The sequence below is a fragment of the Flavobacterium tagetis genome, from assembly GCF_016735615.1.
Classification (GTDB): Bacteria; Bacteroidota; Bacteroidia; order Flavobacteriales; family Flavobacteriaceae; genus Flavobacterium; species Flavobacterium tagetis.
In genome coordinates this window covers 560782-579686 of sequence record NZ_JAERSF010000001.1, presented here as the reverse complement: position 1 = coordinate 579686, position 18905 = coordinate 560782, and the positions used below count along the sequence as shown (strand labels likewise).

Sequence of the window (18905 nt, the reverse complement as noted above, 5' to 3'; positions counted from 1 at the left end):
CTTTTAAATAGTATATTTTGTTGAATGAAATCCTAAATAAAACGTATTTTTGGAGTCCAGATGATTAATCTAAAATCATCAATCTAAAATCTAAAATTCAACAATGAACTGGGAGCAACTTTTATCATTAAAACGTCAGGGAGATACAAGCAAAAGATTACGTGTAGAACAAGATGATACTCGTTTAGGATTTGAGGTAGATTATGACCGAATTATATTCTCATCTGCTTTTAGAAGTTTACAAGATAAAACACAGGTTATTCCGCTTTCTAAAACCGATTTCGTACATACGCGTTTAACGCATAGTTTGGAAGTTTCAGTTGTCGGGCGTTCGCTTGGGCGTTTGGTTGGAAAAAAAATTATAGAGAAATATCCTTATCTGAAAGAAATACACGGTTACCATATGAATGATTTCGGTGCAATTGTAGCTGCCGCTTCTTTAGCTCATGATATCGGAAATCCGCCTTTTGGGCATTCTGGTGAAAAAGCAATTGGAGAATATTTTTCTATCGGAAACGGGCAGAAATACAGAAACCAGCTTACAGATAAACAATGGCAAGATTTAATTGATTTTGAAGGAAATGCTAACGGATTTTCAGTTCTTACGGCAAGCCGTCCAGGAATTGAAGGCGGGCTTCGTATTTCGTATGCAACTTTGGGAGCGTTTATGAAATATCCAAAAGAAAGCCTTCCTAAGAAACCAACAAATAATATCGCCGATAAAAAATATGGATTCTTTCAATCTGATAAATTATTTTTTGAAGAAGTAGCCAAAGATATGGGCATGATTGCCAATAAATCTGGAGATGATATTGGTTTCGAAAGACACCCTTTAGCGTATTTAGTTGAAGCTGCAGATGATATTTGCTACACAATTATCGACTTTGAAGACGGAATCAATTTAGGTTTGGTTTCTGAAGATTTTGCTTTAGAATACTTGATTAATCTGGTAAAAGACAATATTGGAGTTTCTAAATACAAGTCGTTAACTACAAAAGAAGATCGTATCAGTTATTTGAGGGCATTAGCAATTGGCACATTAATTAATGATGCTGTAAATGTTTTTGTTGAAAATGAAGAAGCAATTTTGGCAGGTAACTTTCCATATGCTTTAACAGACAAAAGCAAATACAAAGCACAAATGAATGATATTATCAAATTAAGTGTTGATAAAATCTACCAAAGCCGAGAAGTCATAGAAAAAGAAATTGTAGGCTATCAAATCATTCAAACATTACTGGATAAGTTTATTACAGCATTCAATAATAAATATGAAGGAACAGCTTCAAACTATGATAAATTGATTTTAAAAATGTTGCCAGAAAAACATCATTTAGACAAAACTAATTTATACGAACGTTTATTGCATATCTGCCACTACGTTTCGCTTTTGACAGACGGAAACGCTCTTGAATTGTATGAAACAATTCAGGGACAGAAAAAGCGATAAACAGTTTTTGTTTGAAATAAAAGACATAAAAAAATGCCTCTTATCAAATTGAAAGAGGCATTTTTTATTGCTGTATTTTATTTGAAAGCGTAAACCAGACCAACTCCAAGAACTTGTCTTAGTTGCATTTTTGGTCCTTCTGTAACTTGGCTTTTTGCTCCTGTGGTCGGATCTATAACATCTACTTTATTTTTAATATCATCATCGTAAATTAGATGAACACCAACATTCGCTTTAACATAAGCATTTACAACCAAGTCTAAACGTGTGTCATAATCAATGTCCACATTTCCAAATCGATTTAAATAATCTGTGTATAAGCTTAGTCTGTTTTCATAAAAAACATTTTTATAAATTTCGTTTTTCGAGTAAGCCGTTAAAAGTATACCAAATTCGGTTTTTACCTTTTGACCTTCTTCAATTAATATCTGTTGTGTAGGATCTAGTGGATCTGGCGCATAAACGGCTTTTTTAACACCAAAAGAACCTTGATTTGCTAAATTTTGATCTAATACTAATGTGGTTTTTAATGTAATTGGTGAGAAATAAAATGTTCTGTTCTTTTCCTTATTTGAATTCTCGGCTCCAGCTCCTAAAAATACATATGCAGGTGCAAATGGTCTAGAAATAGGAACGTCGCGATTAGGATAATTGTAACCGTTGGTAAACTGCGTATTGAAGTTAAACTTTGCTGAATAGTACCAATTTGAAGCGGTGTCTTTTCTAAAACCATAAGTAGAGTTGAACTGAATCGCATCATCAGTTTTTCTCGTTTCAATATCTTCTTGTTTATTTAGACCATATTTCATAATAAGTTCATTAAACCATTTATGATTCCCTTTCATATAAGTTCTAGAAAATTCTCCTTTAAACAATCCTGAGATAGAACTTGTTCCCCCTGCACTCCAGTTGACAAAAGCAATTTGTGAAAGGTCAAAACCAAGTTGGTTTTTTTCTGACCAGTTAGAAGGCGGTTTAAGTGCTTGATTCGGGCTTAAAGTTGTTTGTATAATCTGGGCAAAGTTATTAGAAGTACACAAAAGCAATAATAGCAAAAGGGTAGAACGCAATAATTTCATTAGGTAATTTTTTTTTTTGGTGTCGCAAAATAATTATTTTGAACCGTTAGAAAAAAGATTTATTAAACTTTTAACGTCAATTTTACACAATTGTTGCAGTTGATTAACTGTTCCATGCTCGATAAATTCATCTGGAACACCTAATATTTCAATAGAATTCTTGAAATTATTTGATGCTGCAAACTCTAAAACTGCGCTTCCAAAACCGCCGTTTTTAACTCCGTCTTCGATAGTAATAATCTTTTCAAAAGTTGAAAAAACAGCATTTAATATGCTGTAGTCTAGTGGTTTAATAAAGCTAAAGTTATAGTGCGCAATCTCTTCAGAATTGGTTGATTCTTTTAGTGCTTCTATAACATTATTTCCAATTGTTCCGGCCGATAGCACAGCAACTTTCGTACCATCTTTTAGATATTTTGCCTCGCCCCAATTTATTTTTTCGTAATGTCCGAAATTTTCTACTTCCCAATTTGGCAAGACTCCGCGACCTCTTGGATATCGAATTGCGATAGGATGATCTATTCCTAATTGAACCGTATACAAAATGTTTTGCAGTTCAATTTCGTTTAAAGGAGCATAGATTATCATATTCGGAATCGAACGCAAATATGCAATGTCAAAAACTCCATGATGCGTTGCACCATCTTCGCCAACTAATCCTGCGCGATCCAAACAAAAGATTACAGGTAAATTTTGCAGCGCCACATCATGAATTACCTGATCGTAAGCACGCTGCAAAAAAGTCGAATAAATATTGCAGTAAACAATCATTCCTTGAGTGGCCATTCCCGCAGCAAGCGTTACAGCATGCTGTTCTGCAATTCCAACATCAAAAGCGCGATCTGGTAATTCGTCCATCATAAATTTTAATGAACTTCCAGACGGCATTGCAGGTGTAATTCCGATTATTTTTTCATTCTTTTTGGCTAAATCTAAAATGGTTAAACCAAAAACATCCTGATATTTTGGAGGAAGATTTTCTTCTGATTTTAAATGAATTTCTCCAGTTGAAGCATCAAATTTTCCAGGTGCATGATATTTCACCTGATTTTCTTCGGCCTGCTGCAATCCTTTTCCTTTTGTAGTTACAATGTGAAGGAATTTAGGGCCTTTTATCTTTTTAAGACGATTTAATTCTTTGATTAATTTAGGAAGATCATGACCGTCTATTGGCCCTGAATAATCAAAATTCAAAGATTTAATAATATTATTTTGTCGAGGATTTTTCCCGTTCTTAACTGAAGTTAGATATTGTTTTAAAGCGCCAACACTAGGATCAATTCCAATCGCATTATCGTTTAGAATAACCAAAATATTAGCATCTGTAACTCCAGCGTGATTAAGTCCTTCAAACGCCATTCCGCTTGCAATTGAAGCATCGCCGATTACAGCAATATGTTCTTTGTCAAAATCACCTTTTAGTTTAGAAGCAATTGCCATTCCGAGTGCTGCAGAAATGGAAGTAGAAGAATGTCCAACGCCAAAAGTATCATAAACGCTTTCGCTTCTTTTCGGGAAACCAGAGATACCTCCAATCTGTCTGTTGGTATCAAAACTTTCTCTTCTTTCGGTCAGTATTTTATGCCCGTAAGCTTGGTGTCCAACATCCCAAACCAGTAAATCATCAGGAGTATTAAAAACATAATGCAAAGCAATTGTAAGCTCTACAACGCCTAAGCTGGCTCCCAAATGCCCTTCTTTTACAGAAACGATATCAATAATAAACTGACGAAGTTCTTGAGCAACTTGAGCAAGCTGTTCTTCTTTTAAAAGACGCAAATCGGCAGGATTGTATATGTTGGAAAGTAAATCGCTTTTCATTGTATGGTAAAAAGCAAATTTACGGTTTTAAATTTAATTTTTCCGTGGAGTCTTACTTCAATAAAATAGGTACAGAATATTGCATTCTAACTTTTTTTCCATTCGATTCGCCCGGTTGCCATTTCGGACATAAACTTAAAACTCTGATAATTTCTTTTTGCAGTGGTTCTTCAACTGCTGGCGAACATTCAAGAAAAGAGACAGCACCATTTTTTTCTACGGCAAATGCGAGAGTGAAATTCAGTTTCCAATAACTTACATCTTCTGGTTTTTTATATTCTTTCATAAAAAAGTTATGAAATTGTTCTATTCCACCAGGAAATTCAGCATTTGTATTTGAAAGGGGTTTTAGAGTGGGTTGCAAATCATCTTTTTTTACTTTATCGGATTTTGAAGATTTGTTTTTATCAACTTCTTTAGTTGCTATTGGTGTCGCTTGTTTTAATTCAGTTTGCTCTGCTTTTGATAAATCGGGTGCTTGATCTAATTTTTTAGTGCTAATTGCAGTTGTATCTAAAACATTTGGTTTTGCTGTCAAAGTATCTTTGACAACTTCAATAACTTTCTGTTGTTTATCTTCTTTGTTTTGGCAACTGAAAAAAGTAATAACCGCAGACAGTATTGGCAAAAGCAATTTGTAGTTTGTCTGAGCAGTTATTTTATGTTTTCTCTCCATATTCTAATATCACGATTTAAAAGTAATAAAAAATAAGTTCTAAAATCCTATTTTTGCATCTATGGAAAATCCTTTTACTGACGAATATTTCATGAAAAAAGCTTTGCAGGAAGCAGAAGAAGCCTACTCAAAAGGCGAAATCCCTGTTGGAGCTGTAATTGTTGTGGCTGATAAAGTTATTGCTAGAAGTCACAATTTGACTGAGTTGCTAAATGATGTAACGGCACATGCTGAGATGCAATCCATAACTGCAGCCGCAAACTTCCTTGGCGGAAAATATTTGAAAGACTGTACGCTTTATGTGACTTTAGAACCTTGTCAAATGTGCGCAGGAGCTTTGTATTGGAGCCAGATTTCTAAAATCGTTTTTGGAGCAAGAGATGAACAACGTGGATTCTTAAATATGGGAACAAAACTGCATCCTAAAACAACTGTTGTTTCTGGTGTAATGGCAAACGAAGCTGCCGATTTAATGAAACGTTTTTTTCTTGAAAGACGTAAGTAAACTAAATGGCATGACAGATTTTTCAGTGATAAAAAAGTTATTTCATATTGCAGAGCCAAATGGTTTTACAAACGATGAAATTCAAATTGTAAAAGATATCTTCGGACAGCTTCCTAATGTTTTCGTTGATTATTATGCTGAGTTAGGTAAGAATCAAAACTTAAATCATACACAGGATTTGTTGATTGTTCCAGAACGTTTTCAATATTATAGAAACGATGATTATTTGATATTTTATTCTGAAAATCAAAAGGCATGTGCATGGGGAATTCACAAAGATGATTTGTCAAAATCTAATCCTCCAGTTTACATGAGTTATGATGAAAAAGAATGGAATCTGGAAACAGGAACTTTGACAGATTTTTTCACTGCAATGGCGTATTTACAAGCAAGTTTTGCATTAGATTTTACTTGTGATACATTTTATGAAATCGAACCAAATGAATTAGATTTCATTACTCAGAATTTTTCAAATAAAGGAGTCTTTTTCAGCCAATGGGTTGAAGGGATAAAATTCTATGGAAATCATTCGGACGATATAATTGTTGTCATAAACGGCAATCAAATGCATTATTCCTCAAATACCGAAGAACACTTTCTTGAAATGGATAAAGTGTTGTCAAAATTAGGTTCTGAGCTCTGAGAGTAATGATAAAACTTCAACAAAAGTTAAATAATCATTATTAGAGAATTTTCTTCTTAAAGAATTCAGGAAATATTTTACTTTTATAATAATTTAATTGCGATTTTGCTGTTATGGCTTCTGATGAAATTTCGCATAAATTATTTAGTTTATTAACCGATTAACTCTAGATAAAAGTGAAAGCAAAAGGACTATTTCTCGTATTTTTTGTGTTTTTTATTTTCCAATCCTGCGGACGCAAATCAGCTGCAGATTTCAATTCCGATTTTTCATTATTCAAAGATTACATTACCAGTTTTACAGGCGGAATAGTTTCTGCAGATTCTGATATTCGTGTGGTTTTGGCTTTCGATAAAAATGACTGGAAACCGAATCAGGAATTAGATGATGATTTGTTCGATATTTCGCCAAGTGTTCACGGAAAAGTTATTGCACTTTCAACAAATACTTTAGCTTTTATTCCGGAGAAAAAACTTAAAATGGGAACAGAATATCAGGTTACTTTAAACTTAGATAAGCTGACGGCCATTCCGAAAGAGAAAGAAAAAGAACTGTCTAAATTCAATTTTACAGTCAAAACGGTAAAACAGGATTTTACTATAAATACTGGGGATATTCAATCGTACAGTAAAGAATATCAATATTTAAACTGTGTTTTAAAAACAGCAGATAATATTGATTTGGAAACTGCTCAAAAGCTGGTTGAAGCTAAACATAACGGAAATAATCTTAAAATTAAATTTGAGAAAACAAACGGACCTGCAAAAGAATTTCGTTTTATAATTGACAGTATTCAACGTCAATCAGAAGCTTCGAATTTAGAAATTATATATGACGGAAATGATTTCGACATCGATCAGAAGGGACAAATCGATTTTCCGATTACAAGCATCAACGAATTTAAAGTTATAAAAGTTGAAATTCCAGATGGAAACAATCAGCAGGTTTTAATTAATTTCTCAGAACCTTTAGAAAAAGGTCAGGATTTTGCTGGATTGGTTTCGATTCAAAATACCAATAACCTGAAATTTTCTACACAAGGGAATTTACTTAAAGTATATTTTACGAATCAAAATGCGCCTAAAAAAGAAGAACCAATAGCTGTAGCTGTAGCAGAACCAGCTGCGGTTGCTGTAGATTCGGCAGCTGTTGCGGTTGATTCAGCCGCAGTTGTAGTTGATTCAGCTGCCGCAGTTGCAGAAGAAGCTGTTGAGTTAGTGCCAGACGAAGAACCTGAACAAGTTATAACGGGAGAATTATTGTTAGAAGTTTTTCAAGGAATTGAAAGTCAATATGGTAAAAAACTAGAAAATAATTACAATGAAAAAATTTCTTTTGATCAAGTAAAACCTAATGTTCGTTTTATTAAAAACGGAACAATTCTGCCAAGCTCAAATAATTTAAAATTGAATTTCGAAGCCGTAAATTTAAGTGCAGTCGATGTAAAGGTTTATAAAATCTATAAGAACAATATTCTGCAGTTTTTGCAATACAATGAATTAAATGGCGGACAAAATCTCAAGAAAGTAGCGCAGCCAATTGCCAAAACGACGCTTAATTTAAGGGAAAGCACGCTCGTAAATCTGGCAAAATGGAATACGTATGCTTTAGATTTATCTAAAATTATCAAGCCAGAACCTGGAGCGATTTATAGAGTTGAATTTGTTTATAAAAAGAAATACTCGCTTTATAAATGCGAAACATCAGATAATAGCGAAGATGAGGCTGAGGAAGAAGAAGTTGATGAAAATGAAGTAAACTACAGTGGAAACTCTTACGACGATTATTACTATTATGATGATTATGATTGGAGAGAAAGTCAGGATCCATGTACAGGTTCTTATTTTTACAATGCTAGAATTACTACTAATATTTTAGCATCAGATTTAGGAGTTATTGCTAAAAGAGGCGAGAACAAATCATACTTATTTGCCGTAAACAATATCGTTACAACCGAGCCTGTTTCAAATGCAAGAGTAGATTTGTATAATTTCCAACAGCAAAAAATAGCAACAGAAGCAACAAGCAGTGAAGGTATTGCGTCTTTCCAATTGGATAAATTTGCTTATTTCGCAATTGTAACTTTAGGTGATCAATCGACTTACGTGAAATTAGACGACGGACTTTCCTTGTCTGTCAGTAATTTTGATGTTGCGGGAGAAACTTTACAAAAAGGTTTAAAAGGATTTATTTACGGAGAAAGAGGTGTCTGGCGCCCTGGAGATAATTTGTACCTGTCATTTATTTTGAATGATGCGGCAAATAAACTTCCAAAATCGCATCCAATTAAATTCAGATTAAATGATCCGAATGGTAAAACGGTTTATCAGACAGTTCAGAAAACAAACGATTTAAACCATTACGCTTTTACCGTGCCAACAAACCAAGATGCGCCAACAGGAAATTGGGAAGCTATGGTAAGTGTTGGTGGGGCTAAATTCTATAAGAGCATTAAGATTGAAACGATTAAACCGAATCGTTTAAAAATCAAAAATACCTTTAGCAGAAAAACACTTTCAGCTTCTTATCCAAATACAGATAATCTGGAAGTAACTTGGCTACATGGCGCAATTGCTAAGAATTTGAATGTAGAAATGCAGGTGAAATTCTCTCAGCAGGCAACTACTTTTAAAGGTTATGAAAAATATACTTTTGATGATTTGGCCCGTCAATTTAGTACAGAAGAAATTAATATTTTCTCAGGAAAATTGAATGAAAGCGGAAAAGCTTCAGTAAATATTCAGCCAAGATTACAAGGTCAGGCACCGGGAATGTTGCGCGCTTCATTCATCACAAAAGTATATGAAGAAGGTGGAGATTTTAGTACAGATGTTATGTCAACGACTTATTCTCCGTACAAAACCTATGTTGGACTCAAAACGCCAGAACTGAACAAATACAGCATGCTTGAAACGAGAACAAACAATCGTTTTGATGTGGTAACGGTTGATGAAAACGGAAGACCAAAATCAGTTCGTAATCTCGAAGTACGAGTTTACAAAGTAGACTGGAGATGGTGGTGGGATTCATCAAGCGATAATTTATCAAATTACAACTCATCAAATGCAACGACTTCATACAAAACCTTTGTAATCAATACTGATTCAAGTGGAAAAGGAAGTTTCCAGTTTGCCTTGACAGACGAAGAATGGGGACGTTATTTAATTCGTGTTGCCGATCAGCAAGATGGTCATGCAACATCTTTAACCGTAAATATCGACTGGCCAATCTGGTCTGGAAAAACACGAAACAGAGATGCTTCTACAGCTAATATGTTAGTTTTTTCTACGGATAAAAAGAATTATGCGGTTGGAGAAAAAGCACAAATTTCTTTCCCTTCAAGCGAAGGCGGAAGAGCTTTAATTTCAGTAGAAAACGGATCAAGAGTAGTGCAGACGATTTGGGCCGAAACTAAAAAAGGTGAAACAAAAGTTGAGGTTCCGATTACAGGAGCAATGGCACCAAATGTGTATTTCAATATCACGTTATTACAGCCTCACGCTTCGACCAAAAATGATTCGCCGATTCGTATGTACGGAATCGTTCCGATTGAAGTAGTTGATAAAAACACGATTTTAGCTCCAACGTTAAACATGCCAGATGTTCTTAGGCCAGAACAGCCTTTTACAGTTAAAGTAGGCGAAAAATCAGGTAAAGAAATGACTTATACAATTGCTGTTGTAGATGAAGGTCTTCTAGATTTAACTCGTTTTAAAACTCCAAATGCATGGGATAGTTTCTACGTTCGTGAAGCTTTAGGAGTGAAAACTTGGGATATTTATGATGATGTAATTGGCGCTTATGGCGGAAAAATAAACCAGATTTTCAGTATTGGTGGTGACCAGGATTTAGGTGGAGGAAAAGCTAAAAAAGCAAACCGTTTTAAACCTGTTGTGTTATACTACGGACCATTTAAATTAGGGAAAGGAGAAACAAAATCGCACCAATTAAAACTGCCGAAATATATTGGTTCAGTTCGAACGATGGTTGTGGCTGGAGACGCAAATACAAGTGCTTACGGAAGTGTTGAAAAAGCAACGCAGGTTAAGAGTCCACTGATGGTATTGGCTTCGTTACCTAGAAAAATTTCACCATCAGAAAAAGTGACATTGCCTGTAACGGTTTTTGCGACTGAAAATAAAATTAAAAACGTTACAATTCAGGTAAAAACAAGCAACGGATTGAAAGTTGCTGGAAGTGCCGTTCAGAAACTGAATTTTGCGCAACCAGATGAAAAAATGGCGTATTTTAATTTAGTTGTCGGTTCTGCAACTGGAATTGCAAAAGTTCAGGTTATTGCGACATCTGGAAGCGAGAAATCAACTTATGATGTTGAAATCGATATGACAAATCCGAATCCAGTTACGAGTACTTTTACAGATGTTGTTTTAACGCCAAATAGTACTAAAACAATTTCATGGAAAACCTTTGGAATTGCAGGAAGTAATAAAGCAAGATTGGAAGTTTCATCAATGCCATCAATGAATTTGAATGGAAGGTTGCAATTCTTGATTCAGTATCCTCATGGATGTGTAGAGCAAACTACTTCGTCAGTTTTCCCTCAATTGTATTTGGGAGATGTGGCTGATATTGATGCGAAACGAAAAGATCTGATTCAGAAAAATATTGCTGCTGGAATTGCAAGATTGGGTAATTTCCAATTATCAAACGGCGGAATGCCTTATTGGCAAGGAAATGCAATTGCAGACGATTGGGGAACTTCTTATGCTGGACATTTCTTGATTGAAGCAGAGAAAAAAGGATATGTTTTACCGATTAATTTCAAATCTAAATGGTTAGGTTATCAGCAGAAAGAAGCAAAACAATGGCGTTTTGAACCTAAATACGGAAATGACTTAGCGCAGGCATATCGTTTATATACTTTAGCATTAGCAGGAAATGCCGATTTATCATCAATGAACAGATTGCGTGAAACAAAAGGTATTTCGAATGAAAGTATGCTTCGTTTGGCCGCGGCTTATGTTTTGGCAGGACAAAAATCGGCTGGACAAAGTTTATTCTTGAAAACCAGCATTGATGGAAGTTCAGATGAATACAGTTATTACTATTATGGTTCTAGCGAAAGAAATAGAGCAATGGCTCTTGAAACAATGCTTCTTTTAGACCAAAAACAAAAAGCATTTGTAACGGCAACGAAATTAGCCAAAGAAATGTCGGCTAACCAATGGATGAGTACACAAACAACGGCTTACTGCCTATATGCAATGTCGAAATTTGCAGTAAGTAATGGTTCAAAAGGAATCAATATTCAATTTAGTAAAAACGGAAAAGGAGAAACAATAAACACAGGTAAATCGGTTGCAGATCGTAGTTTGTCTGTCGCTTCTGGAACAAATAGCATTATGTTGAAAAACAATAAAGCCAATACGGTTTATGTTCGTGTATTGAATACAGGAATATTGCCAATCGGACAAGAAAATGCGGTTCAAAGCGATGTTACGGCTTCTATAGTTTTCAAAAACAGAAAAGGAAGTGTAATCAATGTTTCGAGAATCAATCAGGGAACTGAATTTGTTGCTGAGGTTACAATTAAAAATCAAAGAGGAGAAAGCGTTCAAAATGTTGCATTATCGCAAATTCTGCCTTCTGGATTCGAAATCGTAAATACTCGTTTCACAGATTATGGAGATGCCGTAAACAACATTGCCGATTATATTGATATCCGTGATGACAGAACAAATTTCTATTTCGGAATGAAAGCCAGAGAAACCAAAGTTTTCAGAATTCTGCTAAATGCATCTTATTTAGGAAATTATTATTTGCCTGGATTGCAATGTGAAGCAATGTATGATAATACATTCTTGGCAAGAACAAAAGGTTTCTGGGTTGAAGTTGTTAAATAAAGTCTCCCGCAGATTTTGGAGATCAAGCAGATAAAAATAAAAATCTGCTAAATCTGCTGAATCTGCGAGCAAAAAAGAACTTTGTGACCTTTGCGATAACTTAGCGCCTTTGCGGTTAAAAAAAATAGGCATTGAAAAATAAATTAAAAGCGTTTTTCCAACGCATTCTAAACTGGATAAAAAGAAACAAAATAAAATCAGCAATTGCATTTCTGCTCTTGCTGATTTACTATTTTTCGATACCTCGAACTTTATTCAAAGAGCCGTATTCTACAGTTATAGAAAGCAAAGAAGGAGAACTTCTCGGAGCAAAAATTGCCCGAGACGGACAATGGCGTTTTCCTGCGCAGGACAGCGTACCTGATAAATTCAAGAAATGCATTGTTTATTTTGAAGACGAATATTTTTATAAACATCCTGGTTTTAATCCAGGTGCAATGATAAATGCTTTTAAGCAAAATAGAAAAGCAGGAAAAGTGGTCAGAGGCGGAAGTACGCTGACGCAACAAGTAATCAGACTTTCCCGAAAAGGAAAAAACAGAACCTATTTCGAAAAAATAATAGAAATTATTCTCGCTACAAGATTGGAGTTAGGCTATTCTAAAAATGAAATTCTGGAAATGTACGCAGCGCACGCTCCATTTGGTGGGAACGTTGTGGGATTGGAAATGGCTTCATGGCGTTATTTTGGCGTTCAGTCCAATCAATTATCATGGGCTGAAAATGCAGTTTTAGCTGTTTTGCCCAATGCGCCAAGTTTAATTTATCCGGGAAAAAATCAAATAAAGCTATTAAATAAACGAAACCGACTTTTATTGAAATTACATCAGGAAGGCATTATTGATAAACAGACCTATGAGCTTTCAATAGAAGAACCTCTGCCTCAAAAACCGTATGATTTGCCTCAAATTGCACCACATTTATTGCAGAGAGTAGCAAAAAACGAAGAAGGAACACGAGTAAAAACTACGATTGATTATGTTTTGCAAAATCGGGTCAATCAAATTGCGAGATATTATTACAATCAGTACAAACAGAACGAAGTGCATAATTTGGCGATTTTGGTAATTGATGTTCAGAGTAGAAACGTGATTAGTTATGTGGGAAATTCTCCAACAGATAAAGATCATCAAAAAGACGTTGATATTATCGACGCGCCAAGAAGTACAGGAAGTATCTTAAAACCACTTTTGTATGGTGCAATGCTAGATGATGGCGAATTGTTGCCGAATACTTTAGTTGCTGACATTCCAACACAGATTTCTGGATATACTCCTCAAAACTTTAATTTGACTTTTGACGGAGCTGTACCTGCACATCGCGCTTTGTCACGTTCGTTGAATATCCCTGCGGTTTTGATGTTGCAGGAATTTACTGTAAATAAGTTTTATGAAGAACTGCAGAAATTCAAATTAAAGAACATAAATAAAACCCCAGATCATTATGGTTTATCGTTGATTTTAGGAGGAGCTGAAAGTAATTTGTGGGATTTATGTCGAACATACTCCAATCTTTCTTCTACGGTTAATTATTACACTAAAAATAAGAGTAAGTATCGAACTAACGAATTTATCGAACTCAATTATAAAAATGATTTTAAGCCCGATTTTGGCTCAGAAACCGACCAGAAGAATATTTTAGGTGCAGGATCAATTTGGTTGACATATAACGCTATGGAAGAGGTTAACAGGCCTGAAGGAGATGAAGCATGGAAGTTTTATGATAGCTCGCTTAAAATTGCTTGGAAAACAGGAACTAGTTTCGGGAATCGTGATGCTTGGGCAATAGGAAGCAATTCAAGATATGTAGTCGGAATTTGGGTTGGAAATGCAACTGGAGAAGGAAGACCAACTTTAACAGGAGTTACCAGTGCGGCGCCAATTTTGTTCGATGTTTTTAATTTGCTGCCGAGGCAAAAATGGTTTGATACGCCATATAATGATTTAGCCGAAGTTGAGGTTTGCAGATTAAGTGGTTATTTGGCAAAAGACAATTGTCCGAAAATTAAGCAATGGGTTACTAAAAAAGGAAAATCGACTAAAGTTTGTCCGTATCACAGAACGATTCATTTAGATAAAACTGAGCAGTTTCAGGTAAACAGCAGTTGCGAAAGTGTTGAAAATATTGTTACTAAAAACTGGTTTGTATTGCCTCCTGTCATGGCGTGGTATTACAAAAGCCAGCATATAGAGTATTTGCCTTTGCCGCCATTCAAGGAAGGTTGCGAAGGAGCGCAAACCATTACAATGGATTTTATTTATCCGAAAGCTAACAGTAAAATCTACTTAACAAAGGATTTTAATAGCAATGTGCAGCCCGTAATTTTAAAAGTAGCTTATTCTGAAAGGGATAAAGAATTATTTTGGTATGTTGATGATGTTTATACAGCAACAACAAAAACTTTTCATGAACTGCCTATTACGCCAACAACAGGAATACATTACATAACAGTGGTAGATGCTTCTGGAAATGAAATCAGAAGAAAAATTGAAATTGTCAAGGAATAATGAATGTATTACATGATTTTGAATTTGCTATATACATTTTTATTGTTTGTAAATCGGAACGTAATTGAAGTGGTAAATCCCTGATAAGTTGGAATTTTTTCTTTGTTATATGGAAGTGAATAACCTAAGCCTAAATCTATCATGTTTAAAAAGGTTACGCCTCCCATTGCATATGCATTTTTAGTAGAACTCCCGGCTTTTAAAAATAGAAAATATTCTGTATTAAATGATAAATGAAGATCTGGAAAACCATAGTATTTGTCATTGTAGCTGTTTGTAATTCCGTATCCAGCACCTATGAAGAGTTTGTTGTCAGTATGGCAATCTAAACAAAATTCCATACCTGCAGTTAAAAGACTTTTGTTGGCAATTGAATAATTTAAATAAAGTATAGGCCAATCTGGAATCCTAAATCTTGGTGTAGCATTGTTTTTTCTATAGTTAAATTCTCTCGTTTCAATTGTGTCGTCGTTTTCATTATACCATTTTGCTTTCCCGACTAAATAGTCACCATTGTAATCTTTAGAATAGCCTTGAAATTGTATTTTATTACTATTTAAATAGTAGTCTTTAATTGTAAAAAGAGAGTCAGTATTCTTTATTTTATATCCTACAGCATCTTTTGTTTTTATTTTTAAAGGCTTAATTCTGTAATAAAAAGCGACTTCTTTGGTAGATATTTTCCATTGTTTATCAAAAAAGATAGTGTCGTTTTGCGCAGTCACTTTCGAAGAAAGCAAAAAAAGGATTGTTATGAGAGGGTAAATGGTATATTTTTTTTTCTCAAAACTATAAGTAGTAACAATTTTCATTTATTATCTTTTAAAGATTATATAAACTTACTTTAAAAATAAATATTTTGTAAACGCATAAGCTTTTTTTGTGTTAGTATAAGACATAAAAGATGTTATAAAAAAGCACAAAAAAACCGCCAATCTCACGAAAGGCGGTTTTTGATTTATTCTGTAATAACATTTCCTTTTTTGTCGTAGAAATGGTATTCTAAATACGTGTAAGCGTCACGAGGTATGATTTTCACCCATTTCTTATGTTCAAAAAACCATTTTGAACGTAATGATGGAAAACCTTTGCTGAGGTATGCAGCCACAAACGGGTGTGTATTAAGCACAACCTTGTTGTGGGTTTTTAAAAGTCTTTCTAAATCAGCGGTGATCTTATCAATGATTAAAATTGGAGCTTCAATTTCACCATTATGTTTGTTAGGATCTTCCTCTCTGGTTTTGATATTCACTTCTGGTCTTACGCGCTGTCTTGTAATTTGGACTAAACCAAATTTACTCGGCGGTAATATTTTATGTTTTGCTTTATCGTCGCTCATTTCTTCTCGCAAGAAGTCGAACAAAACTTTCCTGTTTTCTGGATTAGACATATCGATAAAATCAACTACGATAATTCCGCCCATATCACGCAGACGTAATTGTCTTGCGATTTCTGCAGCGGCAATCATATTTACTTCCATGGCTGTGTCTTCTTGGTTGGTCGCTTTATTAGAACGGTTTCCGCTATTTACGTCTATAACGTGAAGAGCTTCGGTATGTTCTATGATAAGATAAGCACCTTTACTCATGGAAACAGTTCGGCCAAATGAAGTTTTGATTTGTCTCTCTATATTGTATTTCTCAAAAATCGGAGTGTCATTTGATTGATAAAACTTAACAATCGATTGTTTTGAAGGAGCAATTTCTTGCAGATATTCCTTCGTTTGATGGTACAACTCTTCATCATCTATTTGAATACCACTAAAGGTATCGTTAAAAACATCTCTTAATATTGAAGAAGCTCTATTTAGCTCTCCTAATACTTTTGATGGATGATGAGCAGTTGGTAATTTTTTACACATTGCAGACCATCTGCCAAGCAGGTTCTGCAAATCTTTTTCTAATTCGGCTACGTTTTTGCCTTCTGCTACTGTACGAACAATAACACCAAATCCTTTAGGTTTGATCGATAGAACAAGTTTTTTTAGACGATCCTTTTCTTTTTTGTCTTCTATTTTTTGAGAAATAGAAACACGATCAGAAAAAGGAACTAGAACAATAAATCTTCCGGCAAGAGAAAGCTCAGCACTTATTCTTGGGCCTTTGGTAGATATAGGTTCTTTAACTACTTGAACTAAGACAGATTGATTGGCACTTAAAATATCAGTAATGATGCCATCTTTGTCAATCTCTTTCTCAAACTGAAAGGTTTTTAGGGAGAAATCTTTTAATTTACCTGCGCTTACAAGTTTTATGAATTTCAGCTGAGAAGCTAGATTTGGACCCAAATCGTGATAATGTAAAAAGGCATCTTTTTCGAAACCTACATTTACAAAAGCAGCATTAAGTCCAGCAACTGGTTTTCTGATTTTGGCAATAAAAATATCACCAACCTGAAAGTTGCTTTTTTCTTCCTCTTTGTGTAATTCAATTAGTTTTCCATCTTTTAATAAGGCAAAATCTACTGCATCAGAACTAGATCTAATGATTAATTCTTTATTCACACTGTAAATTTTTATCCGTGAATTGGTTGTAGGTTGTTTGTTGATAGTTGTTGGTAAAGAAAACCAAAACCAAAAAACAAAAACCATCAACTTCTACAAGGATGGATTAAACAATATTTTTAACAGGTATTAACCCGGTGAAAACTAGCTGGCAGTTCGCAGTTCTAAGTAATCAGTGGACTGAGCACTAAAAACTGATGACTGAGTACTAATTTTCAATTTCAATGAACGTTTAAAAAGAAAAAAGTAGTTTAAAACTACTTTTTCTTTTTGTGGCGGTTAGCTCTCGCTCTTTTTTTACGTTTGTGAGTAGCTACCTTATGTCTCTTTCTTTTTTTACCACTTGGCATATTGTGTCGATTTATGTTAATTAATATTATTTTGCTTCGTTGTTTGTTTTAACCCCTTCTACAAAAACTTTTGCAGGTTTAAACGCAGGAATGTTGTGTGCTGGAATTTTAATAGTAGTGTTTTTAGAAATGTTTCTTCCAGTTTTTTCAGCTCTAGTTTTAACGATAAAACTACCGAAACCTCTAAGGTATACATTGTCTCCAGTTTCTAAAGAAGTCTTAACTTCTTCCATAAAAGTTTCTACTGTTGCTTGAACGTCTCCTTTTTCAAGACCTAGTTTCTCTGAAATCTTCGCTACGATATCTGCTTTCGTCATTTTCTTTCCTATTTTATTTTATAAATGGTGTACTATTTTTTTGAGTTTGCAAATATAGGAATTAAAAAAATAATTAATCAAGCTAATTCGTTAAATTTTAATTACATAAACATTTACTTTTGCAATCTAAGGATTTTGCAATGGATTTTCATAACATATTGATAAAATGGTATTTACAGAACAAGCGTGATTTGCCGTGGCGAAAAACGGTCAATCCGTACCATATTTGGCTCTCAGAAATTATGCTTCAGCAGACACGAGTTGCGCAAGGAATGCCATATTTTTTTTCGTTTACTAAAGAATTTCCTACAGTAAAAGATTTAGCAGATGCTTCAGAAGAGAAAGTTTTGAAACTTTGGCAGGGTTTAGGATATTATTCTCGTGCCCGAAATCTTCATAAAACGGCTCAATATATAAGTAATGATTTAAATGGAGTTTTTCCTGATTCTTATAAAGAACTTCTAAAACTCAAAGGAGTTGGTGAATACACAGCGGCGGCAATTGCTTCTTTTTCTTATAATGAATTGGTTCCTGTGGTTGATGGAAATGTATTTCGGGTACTATCTCGTTATTTTGATATTGAATCTGATATTGCGCTTCCAGCAACCAAAAAAGAATTTACGGCTTTGGCGCAAGAATTAATGCCAAAAGATAATCCGGCCCTTTTTAATCAAGCTATAATGGAGTTTGGGGCGATGCAATGTGTTCCTAAAAGTTCCGATTGTTCTGTTTGTGTTTTTAACGAAAGTTGCGCTGCATTGCAAAAAGGAAAAGTGAATATGCTTCCCGTTAAATCTAAAAAACTTAAAGTAACCAATCGTTACTTTAATTATTTGATTTTGGAAGATGTTTTAGGAAACACCTTAATACAAAAAAGAACCCAAAAAGGAATCTGGCATAATTTGTATGAGTTTCCGTTGTTAGAAACCCAATCAATTGTTGGTTTTGATGAAGTTTCCAAAAGAGCAAAAGAAGAAATTTTTTCAGAATACACTATTATAAGTATAGAAGATTGCAGTGAATCGACCATTGTTCATAAGCTTTCGCATCAACATCTGCATATCCAATTTTGGAAAATTAAGGTGCAAGAGGAAATTGAAAACGGAATAGATTTCCAAAAATTAAAAACTTTTCCTTTTCCTATTGCGATATATAATTTTATAGAAAAGCAAGAAATAAATTGCTAAAAA

Annotated in this window: 12 protein-coding genes; 6 read left to right on the top strand and 6 right to left on the bottom strand. The window is 34.3% G+C overall.

Features of this window, described 5'->3' with window-relative positions; translation table 11 throughout:
* The first annotated feature begins 103 nt into the window (after positions 1-103).
* A complete protein-coding gene (locus tag JI750_RS02545) occupies positions 104-1450 on the top strand; it encodes a deoxyguanosinetriphosphate triphosphohydrolase (protein ID WP_201998760.1) in 1347 nt (448 codons plus the stop codon).
* A 77-nt stretch (positions 1451-1527) separates the two neighbouring features.
* On the opposite strand, the gene JI750_RS02540 is transcribed toward JI750_RS02545, so the two are convergent.
* The 3 genes from JI750_RS02540 to JI750_RS02530 are packed head-to-tail and all read right to left on the bottom strand — an operon-like array spanning position 1528 to position 5026.
* Positions 1528-2529 (bottom strand): DUF3078 domain-containing protein, encoded by a 1002-nt coding sequence (locus tag JI750_RS02540; protein WP_201998759.1) that lies wholly within the window; start codon positions 2527-2529, stop codon positions 1528-1530.
* 33 nt (positions 2530-2562) lie between these two features.
* Positions 2563-4350: a 1-deoxy-D-xylulose-5-phosphate synthase gene (locus JI750_RS02535; RefSeq protein ID WP_201998758.1), complete on the bottom strand. Its 1788-nt coding sequence runs from the start codon at positions 4348-4350 to the stop codon at positions 2563-2565.
* A 52-nt stretch (positions 4351-4402) separates the two neighbouring features.
* Positions 4403-5026, bottom strand: coding sequence for a hypothetical protein (locus JI750_RS02530; RefSeq protein WP_201998757.1), 624 nt, complete (start codon positions 5024-5026; stop codon positions 4403-4405).
* Positions 5027-5087: 61 nt separating this feature from the next.
* On the opposite strand from JI750_RS02530, the gene JI750_RS02525 reads away from it, so the two are divergent.
* The 4 genes from JI750_RS02525 (at position 5088) to pbpC (ending at position 14545) form a co-directional block, all read left to right on the top strand.
* Complete coding sequence (locus JI750_RS02525; RefSeq protein WP_111367845.1) at positions 5088-5531, top strand: nucleoside deaminase; 444 nt, start codon at positions 5088-5090, stop codon at positions 5529-5531.
* Positions 5532-5541: 10 nt separating this feature from the next.
* Positions 5542-6174, top strand: coding sequence for a hypothetical protein (locus JI750_RS02520; protein WP_201998756.1), 633 nt, complete (start codon positions 5542-5544; stop codon positions 6172-6174).
* Positions 6175-6350: 176 nt separating this feature from the next.
* Positions 6351-12038, top strand: a complete 5688-nt coding sequence (locus JI750_RS02515; RefSeq protein ID WP_201998755.1) for an alpha-2-macroglobulin family protein — start codon at positions 6351-6353, stop codon at positions 12036-12038.
* A gap of 131 nt (positions 12039-12169) precedes the next feature.
* Positions 12170-14545 (top strand): penicillin-binding protein 1C, encoded by a 2376-nt coding sequence (gene pbpC / locus JI750_RS02510; protein ID WP_201998754.1) that lies wholly within the window; start codon positions 12170-12172, stop codon positions 14543-14545.
* Between the two features lie 8 nt (positions 14546-14553).
* On the opposite strand, the gene JI750_RS02505 is transcribed toward pbpC, so the two are convergent.
* From JI750_RS02505 to JI750_RS02495, 3 genes are all read right to left on the bottom strand, one after another.
* Positions 14554-15357: a hypothetical protein gene (locus JI750_RS02505; RefSeq protein ID WP_236672958.1), complete on the bottom strand. Its 804-nt coding sequence runs from the start codon at positions 15355-15357 to the stop codon at positions 14554-14556.
* A gap of 146 nt (positions 15358-15503) precedes the next feature.
* Entirely contained in the window at positions 15504-17048 is a 1545-nt protein-coding gene (locus JI750_RS02500) for an Rne/Rng family ribonuclease (RefSeq protein WP_066032867.1), read from the bottom strand.
* A 376-nt stretch (positions 17049-17424) separates the two neighbouring features.
* Positions 17425-17715, bottom strand: coding sequence for an HU family DNA-binding protein (locus tag JI750_RS02495; RefSeq protein WP_007805026.1), 291 nt, complete (start codon positions 17713-17715; stop codon positions 17425-17427).
* A gap of 140 nt (positions 17716-17855) precedes the next feature.
* On the opposite strand from JI750_RS02495, the gene mutY reads away from it, so the two are divergent.
* Entirely contained in the window at positions 17856-18902 is a 1047-nt protein-coding gene (gene mutY / locus JI750_RS02490) for an A/G-specific adenine glycosylase (protein ID WP_201998752.1), read from the top strand.
* The last annotated feature ends 3 nt before the right edge of the window (positions 18903-18905 follow it).